General features: G+C 68.5%; 13 protein-coding genes. 2 read left to right on the top strand and 11 right to left on the bottom strand.

Annotated features, from left to right (window positions below; genetic code table 11):
* Position 1 precedes the first annotated feature (1 nt).
* The 8 genes from ACLM5J_RS12960 to ACLM5J_RS12925 are packed head-to-tail and all read right to left on the bottom strand — an operon-like array spanning position 2 to position 8,126.
* Positions 2-2,248, bottom strand: coding sequence for an acyl-CoA dehydrogenase family protein (locus ACLM5J_RS12960; protein WP_413656836.1), 2,247 nt, complete (start codon positions 2,246-2,248; stop codon positions 2-4).
* 1 nt (position 2,249) lies between these two features.
* Entirely contained in the window at positions 2,250-3,392 is a 1,143-nt protein-coding gene (locus tag ACLM5J_RS12955; protein WP_413656835.1) for a steroid 3-ketoacyl-CoA thiolase, read from the bottom strand.
* Positions 3,389-4,228 (bottom strand): SDR family NAD(P)-dependent oxidoreductase, encoded by an 840-nt coding sequence (locus ACLM5J_RS12950; RefSeq protein ID WP_413656833.1) that lies wholly within the window; start codon positions 4,226-4,228, stop codon positions 3,389-3,391. The genes ACLM5J_RS12955 and ACLM5J_RS12950 overlap by 4 nt, the downstream gene beginning before the upstream one ends.
* Positions 4,225-5,478, bottom strand: coding sequence for a DegT/DnrJ/EryC1/StrS family aminotransferase (locus ACLM5J_RS12945; RefSeq protein ID WP_413656832.1), 1,254 nt, complete (start codon positions 5,476-5,478; stop codon positions 4,225-4,227). The genes ACLM5J_RS12950 and ACLM5J_RS12945 overlap by 4 nt, the downstream gene beginning before the upstream one ends.
* 32 nt (positions 5,479-5,510) lie before the next feature.
* Positions 5,511-6,692: a lipid-transfer protein gene (locus tag ACLM5J_RS12940; RefSeq protein ID WP_413656831.1), complete on the bottom strand. Its 1,182-nt coding sequence runs from the start codon at positions 6,690-6,692 to the stop codon at positions 5,511-5,513.
* Positions 6,689-7,120 (bottom strand): beta-hydroxyacyl-ACP dehydratase, encoded by a 432-nt coding sequence (locus tag ACLM5J_RS12935; RefSeq protein WP_413656830.1) that lies wholly within the window; start codon positions 7,118-7,120, stop codon positions 6,689-6,691. Before ACLM5J_RS12935 ends, ACLM5J_RS12940 begins: the two co-directional genes overlap by 4 nt.
* Positions 7,117-7,560 carry a Zn-ribbon domain-containing OB-fold protein gene (locus tag ACLM5J_RS12930; RefSeq protein ID WP_413656829.1) on the bottom strand — a complete coding sequence of 148 codons (444 nt, stop codon included), beginning with the start codon at positions 7,558-7,560 and terminating at the stop codon, positions 7,117-7,119. The genes ACLM5J_RS12935 and ACLM5J_RS12930 overlap by 4 nt, the downstream gene beginning before the upstream one ends.
* Positions 7,557-8,126 carry a MaoC family dehydratase N-terminal domain-containing protein gene (locus ACLM5J_RS12925; RefSeq protein ID WP_413656828.1) on the bottom strand — a complete coding sequence of 190 codons (570 nt, stop codon included), beginning with the start codon at positions 8,124-8,126 and terminating at the stop codon, positions 7,557-7,559. The genes ACLM5J_RS12930 and ACLM5J_RS12925 overlap by 4 nt, the downstream gene beginning before the upstream one ends.
* A 117-nt stretch (positions 8,127-8,243) precedes the next feature.
* On the opposite strand from ACLM5J_RS12925, the gene ACLM5J_RS12920 reads away from it, so the two are divergent.
* Positions 8,244-8,816: a TetR/AcrR family transcriptional regulator gene (locus ACLM5J_RS12920; RefSeq protein ID WP_413656827.1), complete on the top strand. Its 573-nt coding sequence runs from the start codon at positions 8,244-8,246 to the stop codon at positions 8,814-8,816.
* Here ACLM5J_RS12920 and ACLM5J_RS12915 read toward each other — a convergent pair.
* From ACLM5J_RS12915 to ACLM5J_RS12905, 3 genes are read right to left on the bottom strand one after another with little or no spacing between them, the layout of a single operon-like run.
* Positions 8,808-9,797, bottom strand: a complete 990-nt coding sequence (locus ACLM5J_RS12915; RefSeq protein WP_413656901.1) for a TIGR03617 family F420-dependent LLM class oxidoreductase — start codon at positions 9,795-9,797, stop codon at positions 8,808-8,810. The two genes, ACLM5J_RS12920 and ACLM5J_RS12915, sit on opposite strands and share 9 nt — an antisense overlap.
* A 23-nt stretch (positions 9,798-9,820) precedes the next feature.
* Positions 9,821-10,564 (bottom strand): enoyl-CoA hydratase/isomerase family protein, encoded by a 744-nt coding sequence (locus ACLM5J_RS12910; protein WP_413656826.1) that lies wholly within the window; start codon positions 10,562-10,564, stop codon positions 9,821-9,823.
* Positions 10,561-12,051, bottom strand: a complete 1,491-nt coding sequence (locus ACLM5J_RS12905) for an AMP-binding protein (protein ID WP_413656825.1) — start codon at positions 12,049-12,051, stop codon at positions 10,561-10,563. The genes ACLM5J_RS12910 and ACLM5J_RS12905 overlap by 4 nt, the downstream gene beginning before the upstream one ends.
* 194 nt (positions 12,052-12,245) lie before the next feature.
* Between ACLM5J_RS12905 and ACLM5J_RS12900 the strand changes: the two genes are divergently transcribed.
* Entirely contained in the window at positions 12,246-13,787 is a 1,542-nt protein-coding gene (locus ACLM5J_RS12900; RefSeq protein WP_413656824.1) for an ABC transporter substrate-binding protein, read from the top strand.
* Positions 13,788-13,844 lie beyond the last annotated feature (57 nt).

Raw genomic sequence — 13,844 nt, 5'->3', positions numbered from 1 at the left:
GTCAGCGTCCTTCCCGGGGCAGGCCCAGCACACGCTGGGCGATGACGTTGAGTTGAATCTCGGTAGTGCCGCCGCCGAAGAGCACGGCAGGCAGCCCGAGGTGGTCGATGGCGTGGCCGCCGGCGGTGAGCGCGCCCGCAGGTCCGAGCACCCCCAGCAGATCGGCGGTTCCTTGGCGTTGCGCCGCAGCGTTGAAGACCTTGGCGACGCTGATCTCCGCGCCGATCTCCAGGCCGCCGAGGCGAGCCAGGATGGCCCGCAGGTTGAGCGCGGAAAGCGCGTTCTCCCGTGCCGTACAACGGCCCAGAGCGGCGAGCGCGACCTCGACGGCGGTGGCGTAGTCGCCGCCGTCGATCACCGCGCGCAGCCGGTGCGCGCCACCGTGGGTCAACCGACCACCCATCTGCAACCGCTCGTTGGCCAGGGTGGTGGCCGCCAGCCGCCACCCCTGTTCCCGTTCGCCCACCAGGCAGTCGTCGGGCACGAAGACGTCATCGAGGAAGACCTCGTTGAACTCGTGGCGACCGGTCGCCTGCTTCAGCGGACGGACCTCGACGCCAGGCGAGGCCAGGTCGACGAGGAAGTAGGAGATCCCGCGATGCTTCGGCGCCGAGGCGTCCGAGCGAGCCAGGCAGATCCCCCACTGCGCTTCGTGTGCCCCCGACGTCCAGACCTTCTGACCCTGAAGCCGCCAACCGCCGTCCACCTTGGTGGCTTTGGTCCGCAGCGAGGCGAGGTCGGAGCCGGCGCCGGGTTCGGAGAAGAGCTGGCACCAGAAGATCTCGCCGCGCAGGGTGGGCGCCACGAAGCGTTCCTGCTGCTCGGCGGTGCCATGTTCGAGCAGCGTGGGCAGAGCCCACTCACCGATCACGGTGGACGGCTGCCGCAAGCCCCGCTTGGCGAACTCGTCGGCGATCACCGCCTGCTGCTCGACGTCGGCGGCGCGGCCGTAGGGCGCCGGGTAGTGCGGCGCCACCAACCCGGCCTCCGCCAGCAGGGTGGCGGCCGGGCCCGGACGGACCCGCTGCCAGCTCGCCTCCGCCTCGTCGTTGTCCGGCTCGTCGGGGTCGACGTGAACCTCGATGACCGGGGCCTCAGCCGGCAAGGCCTGCACACGATCGAGCACCGCGCCGACCTCGGCACGCAACTCCGGGAGGGCGTCGGGTGCGAGGAAGGTGAAGTCCCGCTGTTCGCCGAGCGCGACGGCACCCAACCGAGCGGCCACCTCGCTCTCGGTCCCGGCCAGGGCGGCGAGCGAGAGAGCGCGGCGCCAGTAGAGATGCGCGTCGTGCTCCCAGGTGAAGCCGATCCCGCCGAGCAGCGTGACCAACTCCAGGGTCACCTCGACGGCGGGGAAGGTCGCGTTCAGCGCTGCCTGATGAGCGGCAAGCTGTTGCTGGACAGGGCTCTGCGTCTCGGCGCGGGCCGCATCCCACGCCGCGGTGGCCGCCACCTCGCTGGTGACCAACATCTGCGCGGCCTTGTGCTGCGTGGCTTGGAAGGCACCGATCGGGCGGTCGAACTGGATCCGGGTCGTGGCGTAGTCGACGCCGGTCCGGACCGCCCAGCCGCTGACCCCGGCAGCCTCAGCCGCGAAGAGGGCAGCGACCGCGAGATCGATCGTCGGCCGTTGCCCGGAGCCCAACAGGAGCAGGGCATCAGGGTCCAGCGCAGCCCCGTCCAACCGGCCGATCGACCGGGTCAGGTCCACACCGCGATCCACGATCACCGCATCCCTCAGCGCTTCCGGGCCGAGCAGGAACCACATCGGCTCGGGGCCGTCGCTACGCACCACGACCCACTGGGCACCGGGCAACCCGAGCGTCGGCAGGCTGGTGCCCTCGACCGTGAACCGCCCTTGTTCCTGGGTGATCCGCAGTCCGGCCATCACCAGCGCGCCGGTGGCACCTTCTTCGAAGGCGTGCAGCGCCTTGTGCTCAGCGTCGAGCTGGGCCAGGGCATAGGACGCGAGCACGGTGGGCAGCCAGGCACCGGGGAGGAGCCCGGCAGCCGCGGCCTCGGCCACCACCGCCAGCTCCATCAGTCCGGCCCCGCCGCCACCGATCGGTTCGGGGAGGTGCAGGCTCAGCAGACCGGTGTCGACCAGCTCCGGCCACACCGCAGCCGGAGCTCCCGACGCCAGGGCGGAGAACTGATCCCTCGTGCTCGCCGGATCAGCGCTGCGGCTGGTGATCTGCTGGACGACGTCGGCCAGGTCGCGGAGCTCTGCGCTCAGCGCGATCGGCATCTCAGATCCGTTCCAGGAGCACGCAGGTGGTCGCGGCGGCGGCGCAGATCGCCACCATCGCGAACTGTGCGTCGCGCCGTTCCAGCTCTTCGATCGCCGTTGCCAGCAAGCGGATCCCCGTCGCACCGGCCGGGTGGCCGAGGGCGATCGCACCACCGTTCACGTTGAGCCGGTCGTGATCGATCCCGAGCACCTGGGCGAACGACATCGGGATCGCGGCGAACGCCTCGTTGACCTCGAAGAGTTCGATCGCGTCCAGCGACAGCCCGGTCCGGGAAAGTACCTTCTGAGCGGCCAGGATCGGGTTGTCCAGCATGTACTCGAAGTCGCCACCCACGACTGCCTGCCCGAGCACCCGGGCCCGCGGCGTCAGCCCGAGCTCGGCAGCCCGCTCGGCGCTGGTGATCAGGGCGGCGCTGGCACCGTCCGAGACCTGCGAGGAGGTGCCGGCGGTGTGCAGGCCGCCCTCCTTCACGGTTCGGAGTCCGGCCAGGCCCTCCAGCGTGGAGGCGCGCAGGCCCTGGTCGCGGGAGACGGTCGTGGTGGTGCCATCGGCCTGGGGCACCTCGACGGGCAGTACCTGGCGATCGAACCGACCGGCGTCCCAGGCGGCCTGGGCCCGTTCCTGGGAGCGGACCCCGAAGGCGTCGAGCTGTTCGCGGGTGAAGCCGCGGCGCACTGCGATCCGGTCCGCGGAGTCGTACTGGTCGGGGGTGTTGAGCCGCCAGTCGGCGGGGCGCGGCGTGCCCAGACCGAAGCCCTGCTTGAGGGTCAGCGGCACCCGGCTCATCACCTCGACACCGCACGCGACGCCGACGTCGACGGCACCGGCCGCGACCTGGCCGAGCATCAGCTGGACGGTCTGCGACGCCGTCCCGCACTGGGCCTCGATCGTGGTGCACCCGGCCTCGGGCGGCATCCCGGCGTGGACCCACGAGGTGCGGGTGACATTGCCGAACTGCTCACCGACCGGAGTCACGCAGCCGCCGATCACCTGGTCGACGGCCGTCGGGTCCACGCCGTTACGGGCCAGCACGCCCTTCTGGACGTGGCCCATCAACTCGGTGGCGTGCAGCGGGGAGACCCAGCCCTCGCGCTTGCCGAAGGGGGTGCGGACGAGGTCGACGATGACGGGCTTGCTCATCGGACCGCCTCCCGGATCTGACCGTCGAGCCCGCGGGCGAGGATCGAGTTCTCCTCCAGAAGGTCGAGGCTCACCGTCACCTGGCCGGTCAGCTCCGGAGCACAGTCACAGAGCACCAGGACGCCCTCGACCATCTCCTCCATCGACTCGAAGATGTCGGCGGAATAGGAGTCTCCGACCAGCGCGGCGGCACCCTCGGTGAGTACCCCGAACCGGGGCTCGATGGTGTTCACCCGGACGCCGGCGCCGTAGAGCTCGGCACCCAGGCCGTTGGTGAGACGGTTCAACGCTGCCTTGGAGGCACCGTAGATCGCCATCGCGGTCCCTGGCGGCGGCAACTCGAACGGCGGCCCCTGGCGCAGGTTGGCGGTGGCGCTGGAGACGTTGACGATCCAGCCGGCACCGGACTCGATCATGTCGGGCAACGCCTGCTGGGCCAGGTCCAGCGGGGCGTGCACGTTGACCTCGAAGGTGAGCCGACGGCGCTTCAGCGGGAAGTCCGCCATCGAGTGGTACATCGCTGCGGCGGCGTTGTTGACCAGGATGTCGATCGGTCCGTCGAGCATCTCGGCGGCGCGGCCGATCAGACCGTCACGGTCGTCCTCGGCGGCCAGGTCGGCGGTCAGCGCCAGCACCTTGGTGCCGTAGCGCGACCCGCGCTGCACGGTCTCCTGCAGGCTTCCCGGCAGGTGGTCGTGCTGCTCCAGCGTGCGTGCGACGGCGACCACGTCGGCACCTTCGGCGGCGAGGCGCTCGACGATGCCGGCCCCGATCCCGCGGCTGGCACCGGTGACGACGGCGCGGCGGCCGACGAGTCGGCCTGCTGCCCCGCTCACAGGTGCTTCTCCGCCATCGAGGCGATCGCGTCGCCGATCCGGACGATGTGCTCCGGCGGCAGACCGTGGCTCATGCCCAGGGTCATCCCACGCTCGAAGACCGCGTCCGCCTCCGGCAGACCATCGGCCGGGACCAGGTGCTCAACACCGGCCATCATCGGGTGCCGGGTGATGTTGCCCGACCACACCGTGCGGGTGTCGATACCGCACTCGTCCAAGTGCTCCTGCAGGTCCGAACGCGTGAACGGCGCATCAGCGTTGATCATCACCGGGTAGCAGAGCCACGCCGTGTCGAGGCCCTCGGTCTCCACCGGGGTGGTGAAGAACTGCGGGAACCGGTTGTACGCATCGGTGTAGGCCTGCCAGGTCGCCTTACGCACCTTGTAGTTGTCCCCCAGCTTGTTCAGCTGGACCACCCCGTAGGCCGCACCCAGCTCCTGCGGCTCGAAGTTCCACGACATCTCATCGAAGATGAAGTCGTTGTCGTAAGCCACGCCGTCCAGGTCCTCACGGAACACCTTGCCCGCACCAGCGTTGACACCGAACAGGTTCGGCTCCGAACGACGACCCCAACGCCGCAGCAACAGCGCACGGTCACGCATCTCGACGTCGTCCATCATCACCATGCCACCGGTGCCGGCACACGTGATGATGTGCGCCATCGAGAACGACGTCACCACGATGTCGGCACGAGCACCGGTCGGCGTACCGCGCAGGGTCGGGCCGAGCGCGTCGCAGGAGTCCTCGATGATCTTCAATCCGTGCCGGTCGGCGACCTCACGGATCTTGTCCCAGTCCGGGCAGTTGCCGGCCAAGTTCGGCACCAGGATCGCCGAGGTGTTCGCGGTGACCGCAGCCTCGATCTTGTCCTCGTCGATGTTGAAGGTGTTCGGCTTCACGTCAACGAACGACGGCACCAACCCGGCCCGCACGATCGGCGCGACATCGGTGGAGAACGTCAACGGCGAGGTGATCACCTCGCTGCCGGCGGGCAGGTTCAACAACTCGATCGCCAGGTAGAGACCCGAGGAACCCGAGTTCACCATGACGCCGTACTTCTTGCCCGAGATCTCGGGGATCCGGCGCTCCAGCTCGAAGACGTTCGTGCCGATCCGCAGGCTCTGGTGCCCGCCGTTGAGCACACTCAACACAGCGTCGATCTCGGCCTGGCCATGCGTCGCCCGGGCATAGGTGATGCGTTCGGTCATCACGTCGTCGCTTTGGAAGGACTGTTCGGGTGCGGTGCTCATATCGTCTCCAGAGAATGTGTGGGTGAGTCAGGTCAGTTGTCGGCGGCCAGCACGATGCCGGAGTGCGGCACGGGTGAGCCGCCGGTGACCAGGACGTGTGCCAGCGACTTGGCCGGCTGGTTGACCGAGGTGCCGCGGATCAGCCGGACGCCCTCGGCGATGCCGTTGACACCGTGGATGTAGCCCTCGCCGAGCTGGCCGCCGTTGGTGTTGATCGGCAGGCGACCGTCGACCTCGAGGTTGCCGTCGCGGATGAAGGCAGGCGCCTCGCCGCGGCCGCAGAAGCCGTACTCCTCCAACTGGAGCAGCACCATCGGGGTGAAGGCGTCGTAGATGATCGCGGCGTCGATCTCGTCGGAGCCGCGGAGCCCGGCCTGGGCCCAGAGCTGATCGGCGACCAGCTTCACCTCGGGCATCAGGTCGATGTCGTCGCGGTAGTAGGAGGACATCGAGATCTGCTGCGGCCCGACGCCCTGCGCGGCACCGGCGATCATGACCGGTGCATGCGGCAGGTCACGGGCACGTTCGGCGGAGACGATCACCATCGCGACGCCGCCGTCGGACTCCTGGCAGCAGTCCAGCAGCCGGATCGGGTCGGCGATCATCCGCGAGTTCTGGTGGTCCTCCAAGGTGATCGGACGCTCGTAGAACCACGCCTTCGGGTTGTTCGCGGCGTGCTTGCGCGAGAGTACCGAGATCCGACCGAAGTCCTCGCTGGTGGCCCCGTAGGTGTGCATGTACCGACGAGCAAGGAAGGCCTCCTGCTGCGCCGGCGTCATCAGGCCGTAGGGGTTGATCCAGTTGCGGTACTCCTGGTCGGTGTTCGCGTTGTAGGCGAACGGCGGCGGGCCCTGGCCGAAGCGGTGTCCCGAACGCTCGTTGAAGGCGCGGTAGACGACGACCACGTCGGCGACGCCGCTGGCCACCGCGAGCGCGGCCTGCTGCACCGGGGCGCAGGCACCGCCGCCGCCGTGCGGGATCCGCGAGAAGAACTTCAACTCCGGAATGCCCAGGGCGCGGGCCACGGCGATCTCCGGGTTGGTCTCCATCGTGAAGAGCGCGAACCCGTCGACCTCTTCCGGCGCGATCTGGGCGTCGGCGAGCGCCGCCAGGGTCGCCTCGCAGGCCAACTGCCACTCGCTGCGCCCGGAGTTCTTGGAGAACTCGGTAGCGCCGATCCCTGCGATCGCACTCTGCCGCGCGAAGCCCTTCATCGTGCTGCTCCTTCAGTCATGGTCTGGTTCGGCCCGACGACGATCCGTGCGGTGACGTGGTTGCCGCGCTGGTTGCGCCCGGTCACCGCGACCACAGCGTCGGTGCCCGCGAGTTCGACGACCTCGCCGGTCATCGTCATCACGTCGCCCGGGAAGTTGGGGACGCCGAGGCGCAGGCTGACCTTCTTGATCCGGCCGTAGGGCCCGGTCCAGTCGGTGACATAGCGGTCCAGGAAACCGTTGGTCGAGTTGATCGACATGAAGATGTCCGGGGTACCCCGCTCCGCGGCCTTGCCGGGATCGTGGTGGACATCCTCGAAGTCCTGGGAGGCGATCGCGGTGGCCACGATCGTGGTCCGGTCGATCGGGATCTCCAACGTGGGCAGGGCGGTGCCGACCTCGAAGCTCGGGAAAGGCGTCAGGCTCACGGGGCCTCCTCCCGGTTCGGCGCGCCGTCGAGACCCTCGGCCTGACCGACCGGGAAGACCCGGGGCAGCCACTCGCCGTGGGCGTGCTCGCCGAAGCCGAGCTCGACCTCCATCCCGATCTCCAGAGCGTCCAGGTCGAAGCCGGCCATGTCGGCGACGAAGCGGGTGCCCTCGGCGAGATCGACCAGGGCGACACCGAGCGGGTAGTCGAAGGCGTCGTCCTTGGGGTGGTGCAACACGGTCCACGAGTGCACGGTGCCGCGGCGCGAGGAGACGACGGTCTCCCAGGCGAAGCTGCGGCAGACCGGGCAGGCCGGACCGGGTGGGTGGCGCAGGGTCTGGCAGTCACTGCACCGCTGGATCTCCAGGCGGCCGGCGGCGGCGGCGTCGAAGAACCAGGAGTTGTCCTGGGTCCGGATCAGGTGCGGCACACCGCTCATGCCGGCGTCTCCTTCTTCTTGGTGGGATCGAAGCGCAGCAGCTTGAAGCGCTCGGTGACAAGGACATGGTCGTGCTGATTGCGGTAGACCTTCAGCAGCGTGATCCAACATCCGTGGCCCAGGCCGGTGTACTTGAAGTCGCTGACCGCTTCGATGGTGAAGTCGCAGCGGACCCGGTCGCCCGTGGCGATCTCTTGCTCGTAGGTCTGCTCGACGTCGGTGGCGACCACCGAGGTGTACCCGTTCTCGTCGAGCAGCGACAGCATCTGCGAGTAGGCGTGCTGCTCGCTCGCACCGTCGGCACGTAGCTGCTGCACCTCGCGGTAGCGGCGCAGACCGCTCATCACCCAGGTCGAGACCATGGCGGGCGGGCAGATCACGCCCCACCGTCCGGTCAGGCGGGCCGCGTCGTCGTCGACGTAGACCGGGTTCAGATCCTCATGGGCCTCGACCCAGTTCCGGATCATCGCCGTGTTCGCGGCGTAACGCGCGACGCGCGGCGGCTCGGCCTCGCGGCCGACGAAGATCTTCAACCGATCCAACAGGTCTTCGGTGGCAATGGCCATCGGCTACCCTCCCTTCACTTGAGCAAGCGCTTGGCCATAACCTAGGAAAAGGGCCCAGCACGAAGGCCTCAGCTCCCACTGAGTTGGAGCAGGAACGTCCTTGTCGGAGGGGAATCCATGACGCAGGACCGCAGGACCGAGATCCTGGAACACGCCGCTGATCTCTTCGCCGAACGCGGCGTCGGTGCCACCACCGTCCGCGAGATCGGCGAACGGGCCGGGGTGCTGTCGGGGAGCCTGTACCACTACTTCGGGTCGAAGGACGCGATCGTCGCCGAGCTGCTGGAGGCGTACATGAGCGACATCCAGCAGCGGTTCGCCGCTGCCGTCGCCGCGGCCACCACTCCCCGCGAGACGATCGACGGATTGATCGCCGAGACGTTGGCCGTGATCGACGACCACCCGCGACCCACCGCGATCTACCAACAGGACCGGCGCTATCTGCGCGAGCACGGCCTGCTCGAGCAGGTCGACGCCCCCTCACGGGAGATGCGATCCCTCTGGCTGGACGCGATCGAGGCCGGCGTCGCGGACGGCACCTTCCGCGACGACGTACCCGCCGAGACCTTCTACCGGACCGTCCGCGACGCGCTCTGGGCGAGCCGCCACTGGCCGAACCGAGGTGCCTACAGCCGCGCGGAGTTCACCGCCCAGATGTCGCAGATCTTCCTCGGCGGGTACCTACGGTGATTCGTCGGCCGCATGGAGCGCGGTCACGAAGGCGCTCAGATCCTCAGCGGAGACCTGATAGCCCGGGAAGTAGGCGCAGACCCGGCGCGCGTACGGCCCGAACCGCTCGACGATCTGGGCCGCACACTGCTCAGGTGTCCCGAGGACGGCGATCGCGCTGAGCAGATCGTCATCGATCAACGCCTCCATCGCCGCGAAGTCACCGAGCTTCGAGAGCCGGTTCAACTCCGGCTGCAGATCCGCATAGCCCTCCACCTCGAGGACCGGTCGGTACGCAGGGGTGGAAGCATAGAACGCCACCAACTGCCTGGTCCCGCGGGCGGCGGTGTCGACCTCTTGGTCGGTGCGCCCCATCCCGGTGATCAACTGCGGAACCATCACGAACTGCTCGCGGGTACGCCCCGAGGTTGCCAACCCCGAATCGACAGCCGGCAGGGTCCGTTCCACGAAGTGCCGCCGCGTGTTGAACGGCATCACCAGCAACCCGTCCGCCACCTCCGCTGCCGCCGTGGTCATCAACGGCCCCAGCGCACCGAGCATGACCGGAGGCCGTCCGTGCTGCGACGGCGCAGGTCGGAAGGTCGGAGGCATCAGCGTGTGACGGGTGAACTCGCCGACGAACTGGGGGCTCCGTTCCTCCTGCCAGGAGTCGAGGATCTCCCGCACAGCAAGGACGATCTCGCGCATCCGTGCTACCGGCCGCGACCAGGTAGCGCCGTACCGGTTCTCGATGTGTGGGCGGATCTGTGAACCAAGACCCAACCTGAACCGCCCACCCGAGAGCTGCTGGAGGTCATAGGCGGCATGAGCCAGATGGAGCGGGCTGCGCGGGACAGCGACTGCAATGTTGGTCATCACGTCGATCGGCGCCGCGGCCGAGGCGACAGCCAAGGGCAGAAAGATGTCGTGCTTTCCCTCGAAGGTGAACAGACCGTCCACCCCACTCTCGTTCAGTTCGTGCGCGCGACGAGCCCAGTCCACCGGCTCTGAGTCGAGCCGGACATCTACCTCCACCGGACCTCCCCCGAACGCGTGCCGATCACCTGTGCTAGCGCTTCGGTCTCCACAACATCTGCCAGCGACGTGGCCGACGACCGGTTCAGTGCTTGCTTGGCCAAGGTCAGCGCCGTCGGCGACCTCTCGGCCAGTTGTTCGGCCCGCTCCGCGATGCGCTGGGCGAGGCGCTCCGGCTCAATCACTTCGTTGATGAGGCCGATCGCCAGCGCTTCCTCAGCATGAAGAGGCTCACCGTAGAAAACGATCTGCTTGGCGCGGCGCAGCCCCACCGCTCGCGGCAAGCTCCAGCTCAGCCCACCGTCGAGCCCCAGGCCCCGCTCCACGAACGGAGCGGCAAAGGTACTGCGCGTGCTCGCGATCGCGAGATCGGCAGCCAGCACGAGCGAGAGCCCGGCCCCCAACGCGTAGCCGTCGATCTCTGCGATCACCGGCTTCGGGCAGGAGAACAGCCGCTGCACCGCGGTACCCACCACCTGCTGCATCCGCACCAGACCGACCCCGTGGGCAACGGGCTGTGCGGGCTCGCGCGGCAACTCACCACCGGCGGAGAAGAACCCCGGCTGCCCGGCAACGACCAGCACCCGGTCGACCTCGCTGCGGCTGACCTCGGCCACCGCCTCACCGATCGCGTCGAAGGTGTCCAAGCCCATCGCGTTGCGTACCTGCGGCCGGTCCAGTTCCATCCGGACGACGGCGCCCGCACGCGAGAGACGCAGACCCGAGTCGCTCATCGGCGCCCCTGGGCCAGCAATGCGTCGCGGACCTTACCGCGGGAGAGCTTGCCGGTCTCGGTCCTTACCAGCTCGGTCAGCACGATGCGGCGCGGGACCTGTGGACCGCCCAATCGCTCGCGGGCCCACGCGATCAGCTCGTCGACAAGCTCAGGGCCCTGTCCAGCGGCTGGATGCACCGCGGCAGTGACGACCTGCCCCCACTCGGGGTCGGGAGTGCCGAAGACGCAGACGTCGGCAACACCCGGGTGCGCCTGCAACACCCCCTCCACCTGAGCCGGATAGACGTTCACGCCCCCGGAGATGACCAGGTCGGTGCGCCGGTCGCACAGGTACAGATAGCCGTCACCGTCCAGGTAGCCGATGTCACCCAGCGTGCCCATCCCGGGCCGGCGCGCAGCTGCCGTCTTCTCCGGGGCGTCGCGGTACTCCCAGCTCTCGCCACCCTCGAACCAGATCTGGCCCTCGACGCCGGCTGGGAGCTGGTTACCTTCCTCATCGAGGATCCGGATCGCGGCGCCGGAGATGATCCGCCCAACCGAACCGGGATGGGCGAGCCAGTCAGCCGAGTTGATGCCCGTCGCCCCGCCGCCTTCGGAGCCGCCATAAAACTCGTAGAGCACCGGTCCCAACCACTCGATGGCCGCACGCTTGACGGCGATGGAGATCGGTGCGGCACTGTGCATCACCAGACGCAGCGACGTGAGGTCGTAGCGGGCGCGAACCTCCTCGGGAAGCGCCAGCATCCGCGTCAGCTGGGTCGGCACCACGAACATCGAGGCCACCTGGTGCTCTTCGATCGCGGCCAGCAACGCCTCGGCGTCGAAGCGCTCCATCACCACGACGTCGTTGCCCAGGTGGACCGCGCCGTCGGCGTAGAACAGCGGCGCAGAGTGGTAGAGCGGTGTGCAGACCAGATGGGTACCGCTGTCGGCGCCAGGTGTCTGCATCAACATTGCCGCGCCCCGGAGCGCGGAGAAGGTCGGTGGCGGCCCGGTGCGCGGCGCCCGGACGACGCCCTTGGGCTGCCCGGTGGTTCCCGAGGTGTAGGGCACCACGTCCCCTGCCCTCTCCCCCGCGCACGGTTCCGCGGATGCCGGCAACAACGACTCGATCTCCTGGAAGCCGGCAAGCGAGCCACCGAAGACGAAACGTGCCGCGGCGGGCACCTGGTTGGCCAGTGCGGTAGCAAGCTCGGCCTGGCCGGCGTCCGCAACGAGACAGGCGGCACCCGAGTCCGCCAGCACATGTGCAGCGTCCGCCACTCCCCAACGGCACGACATGGGCACCACGTTGCGGCCCGACCAACTGGCGCCCCGGAGACACCACAGGAACTCGGTCCGGTTCCCCGACAACAACACGATGGTGGCATCGCGAGGGATACCGGCCTCGTCGAGAAGCTTCGCGAAGCGGTCACCCTTAGCGATCACCTCCGCGCTGCTGATCCGGCTCACCTTCACCGCATCGCCTAGCTCGTTGCCCTGCACGCTGCCTCCATCCGGGTCGTCTCGGGGCCCGAGAGAGCGGGCCCATCCGCAGCGTAGAGCGGTTCCCGGAAAATGAGAAGCAGATTCCAAAATGGAATTATGTTCTTGACGAGAACCGAATTCTCGTCCTAGCGTTCCGGCATCGCGCCTGGGCAAGCCGCGCCCAGCGGTGCACGGATGGTTGGAGAGACTCAGTGAAAAGAAAGTTGGCGAGCGCAGCGAGTGTCGTAGCGCTGCTGATCACCGCCGCGTGCGGTGGCGGATCGGAGACCACCAAGGCCGACCCGAACGCCGAGATCGACCCCGGCGTCGCCGTCGTCTACCAGAACAGCTGGGCCGCCTCGGGAATGGACCCGCACAAGACCATGCTCGGTGCCGACGGATTGTTCCTCGGCATGTTCTACGACCGCCTGGTCCACCGCTCGCCCGCTGGGGATCCGATCCCCGGCCTTGCCGAATCCTGGGAGTTCGACAAGGACGGCAAGGCGCTCACCCTGCACCTGCGCGAGGGGGTCACCTTCTCCGACGGCTCCGTGTTCGACGCCGACGCCGTGGTGGCCAACCTGAAGCGGGCCTTGGAGCCCGACAGTGGCACCGCTCCGCTACTCGCAGTGGTCGGCGACGTACGCAGCGAGAACGCGACGACGGTCGTGATCTCGCTCAAGGGACCCGGTGCCGCGCTGCCGCTGACCCTCTCCGACCTACCCGGCATGATGGTGAGCCCCCAGGCCTTCGCCACCCCGGCCGCAGCCACCAAGCTGAAAACCACGCCGGCCGGCGCCGGCCGCTACACCCTCGCCGACGCCGAGGCCGGCGCCCGCTATGTACTCAAGGCCAACCCCGGCTACTGGGACCCCGCGGCGATCGGCGCCACCACCTTCGAATGGCAGGTCGTCGCCGACCCGCAGACGCGCCTCAACGCCATCTCCTCCAACGACGCCAACATCATTCAGGTCTCGACCACCCTAGTGGCGCCGGCCGAAGCTCGCCCGGAACTCGTCGTCAGCGCGCAGCCGACGCTGAACTCGCACACCTTGAACTTCAACCGGTCCAAGAGCGAGTTCGACAAGGTCGAGGTACGCCAAGCGGTCCTCTACGCGGTGGACCGCCAGGAGATCGTCGAAGGCGCTCTGGACGGGCAGGCGACGGTCGCCGACCAGCCGTTCCCCACCGGCTACTTCGCCCACAACGAAGCACTTGAGGGCAGCTACGCGCACGACCCCGACAAGGCCCGTGAACTGCTCGCCTCGGTCGGCCTGAAGGACGGATTCTCCTTCGAGGTGCTGGTGCTGAACGTGGCCCAGATCGTGCGCGAGGCAGAGATCATCCAGGCTCAGCTGGCCAAGGTCGGGATCAAGATGAAGATCACCCCCGTCGCTCTCGCCGACCTCTCCGCCGCCTTCAACCGGGGCGAGGGTGACGCCGCGATGAACGCTTGGGCCGGACGCGGCGACCCCGCGATCCTTCTCAACCAGTACTTCAACCCGGCCGCGCCCGGGAACCCGTCGAAGTCGTCCGCCGAAGGCTTCGAGCAGGCGATGAGCGCCGCCAACAGCGCGTTCGACGACACCGAACGCGGACCCCTGCTCGGCAAGGTCAGCCAGCTCGTCATGGACGACGCCCTCTACCTGCCGATCGCCTTCTTCAACCAGGGGGCGATCCATAGCAACAACCTCGTCGGCTACACGCCCTACGTCGCGGGCGACGAGTTCCGCGGCGTCGGCGTCGCCAAGTAACTCCCCTGCTGGTGCTCCCGCTCCCCAGCGGGAGCACCAGCCGAAGAGCGGAAAGGA

Origin of the sequence: Nocardioides sp. Bht2 (assembly GCF_047308515.1) — a bacterium.
GTDB lineage: Bacteria > Actinomycetota > Actinomycetes > Propionibacteriales > Nocardioidaceae > Nocardioides.
The sequence above is the reverse complement of the archived record's forward strand: the minus strand, read 5'-3'. Positions and strand labels throughout refer to the sequence as shown.

What these genes read in the sequence shown, in the direction of transcription:
- ACLM5J_RS12960 (WP_413656836.1), bottom strand. Translation starts at nt 2,248, where the DNA reads ATGCCGATCGCGCTGAGCGCAGAGCTCCGCGACCTGGCCGACGTCGTC.
- ACLM5J_RS12955 (WP_413656835.1), bottom strand. Translation starts at nt 3,392, where the DNA reads ATGAGCAAGCCCGTCATCGTCGACCTCGTCCGCACCCCCTTCGGCAAG.
- ACLM5J_RS12945 (WP_413656832.1), bottom strand. Translation starts at nt 5,478, where the DNA reads ATGAGCACCGCACCCGAACAGTCCTTCCAAAGCGACGACGTGATGACC.
- ACLM5J_RS12940 (WP_413656831.1), bottom strand. Translation starts at nt 6,692, where the DNA reads ATGAAGGGCTTCGCGCGGCAGAGTGCGATCGCAGGGATCGGCGCTACC.
- ACLM5J_RS12930 (WP_413656829.1), bottom strand. Translation starts at nt 7,560, where the DNA reads ATGAGCGGTGTGCCGCACCTGATCCGGACCCAGGACAACTCCTGGTTC.
- ACLM5J_RS12925 (WP_413656828.1), bottom strand. Translation starts at nt 8,126, where the DNA reads ATGGCCATTGCCACCGAAGACCTGTTGGATCGGTTGAAGATCTTCGTC.
- ACLM5J_RS12920 (WP_413656827.1), top strand. Translation starts at nt 8,244, where the DNA reads ATGACGCAGGACCGCAGGACCGAGATCCTGGAACACGCCGCTGATCTC.
- ACLM5J_RS12910 (WP_413656826.1), bottom strand. Translation starts at nt 10,564, where the DNA reads ATGAGCGACTCGGGTCTGCGTCTCTCGCGTGCGGGCGCCGTCGTCCGG.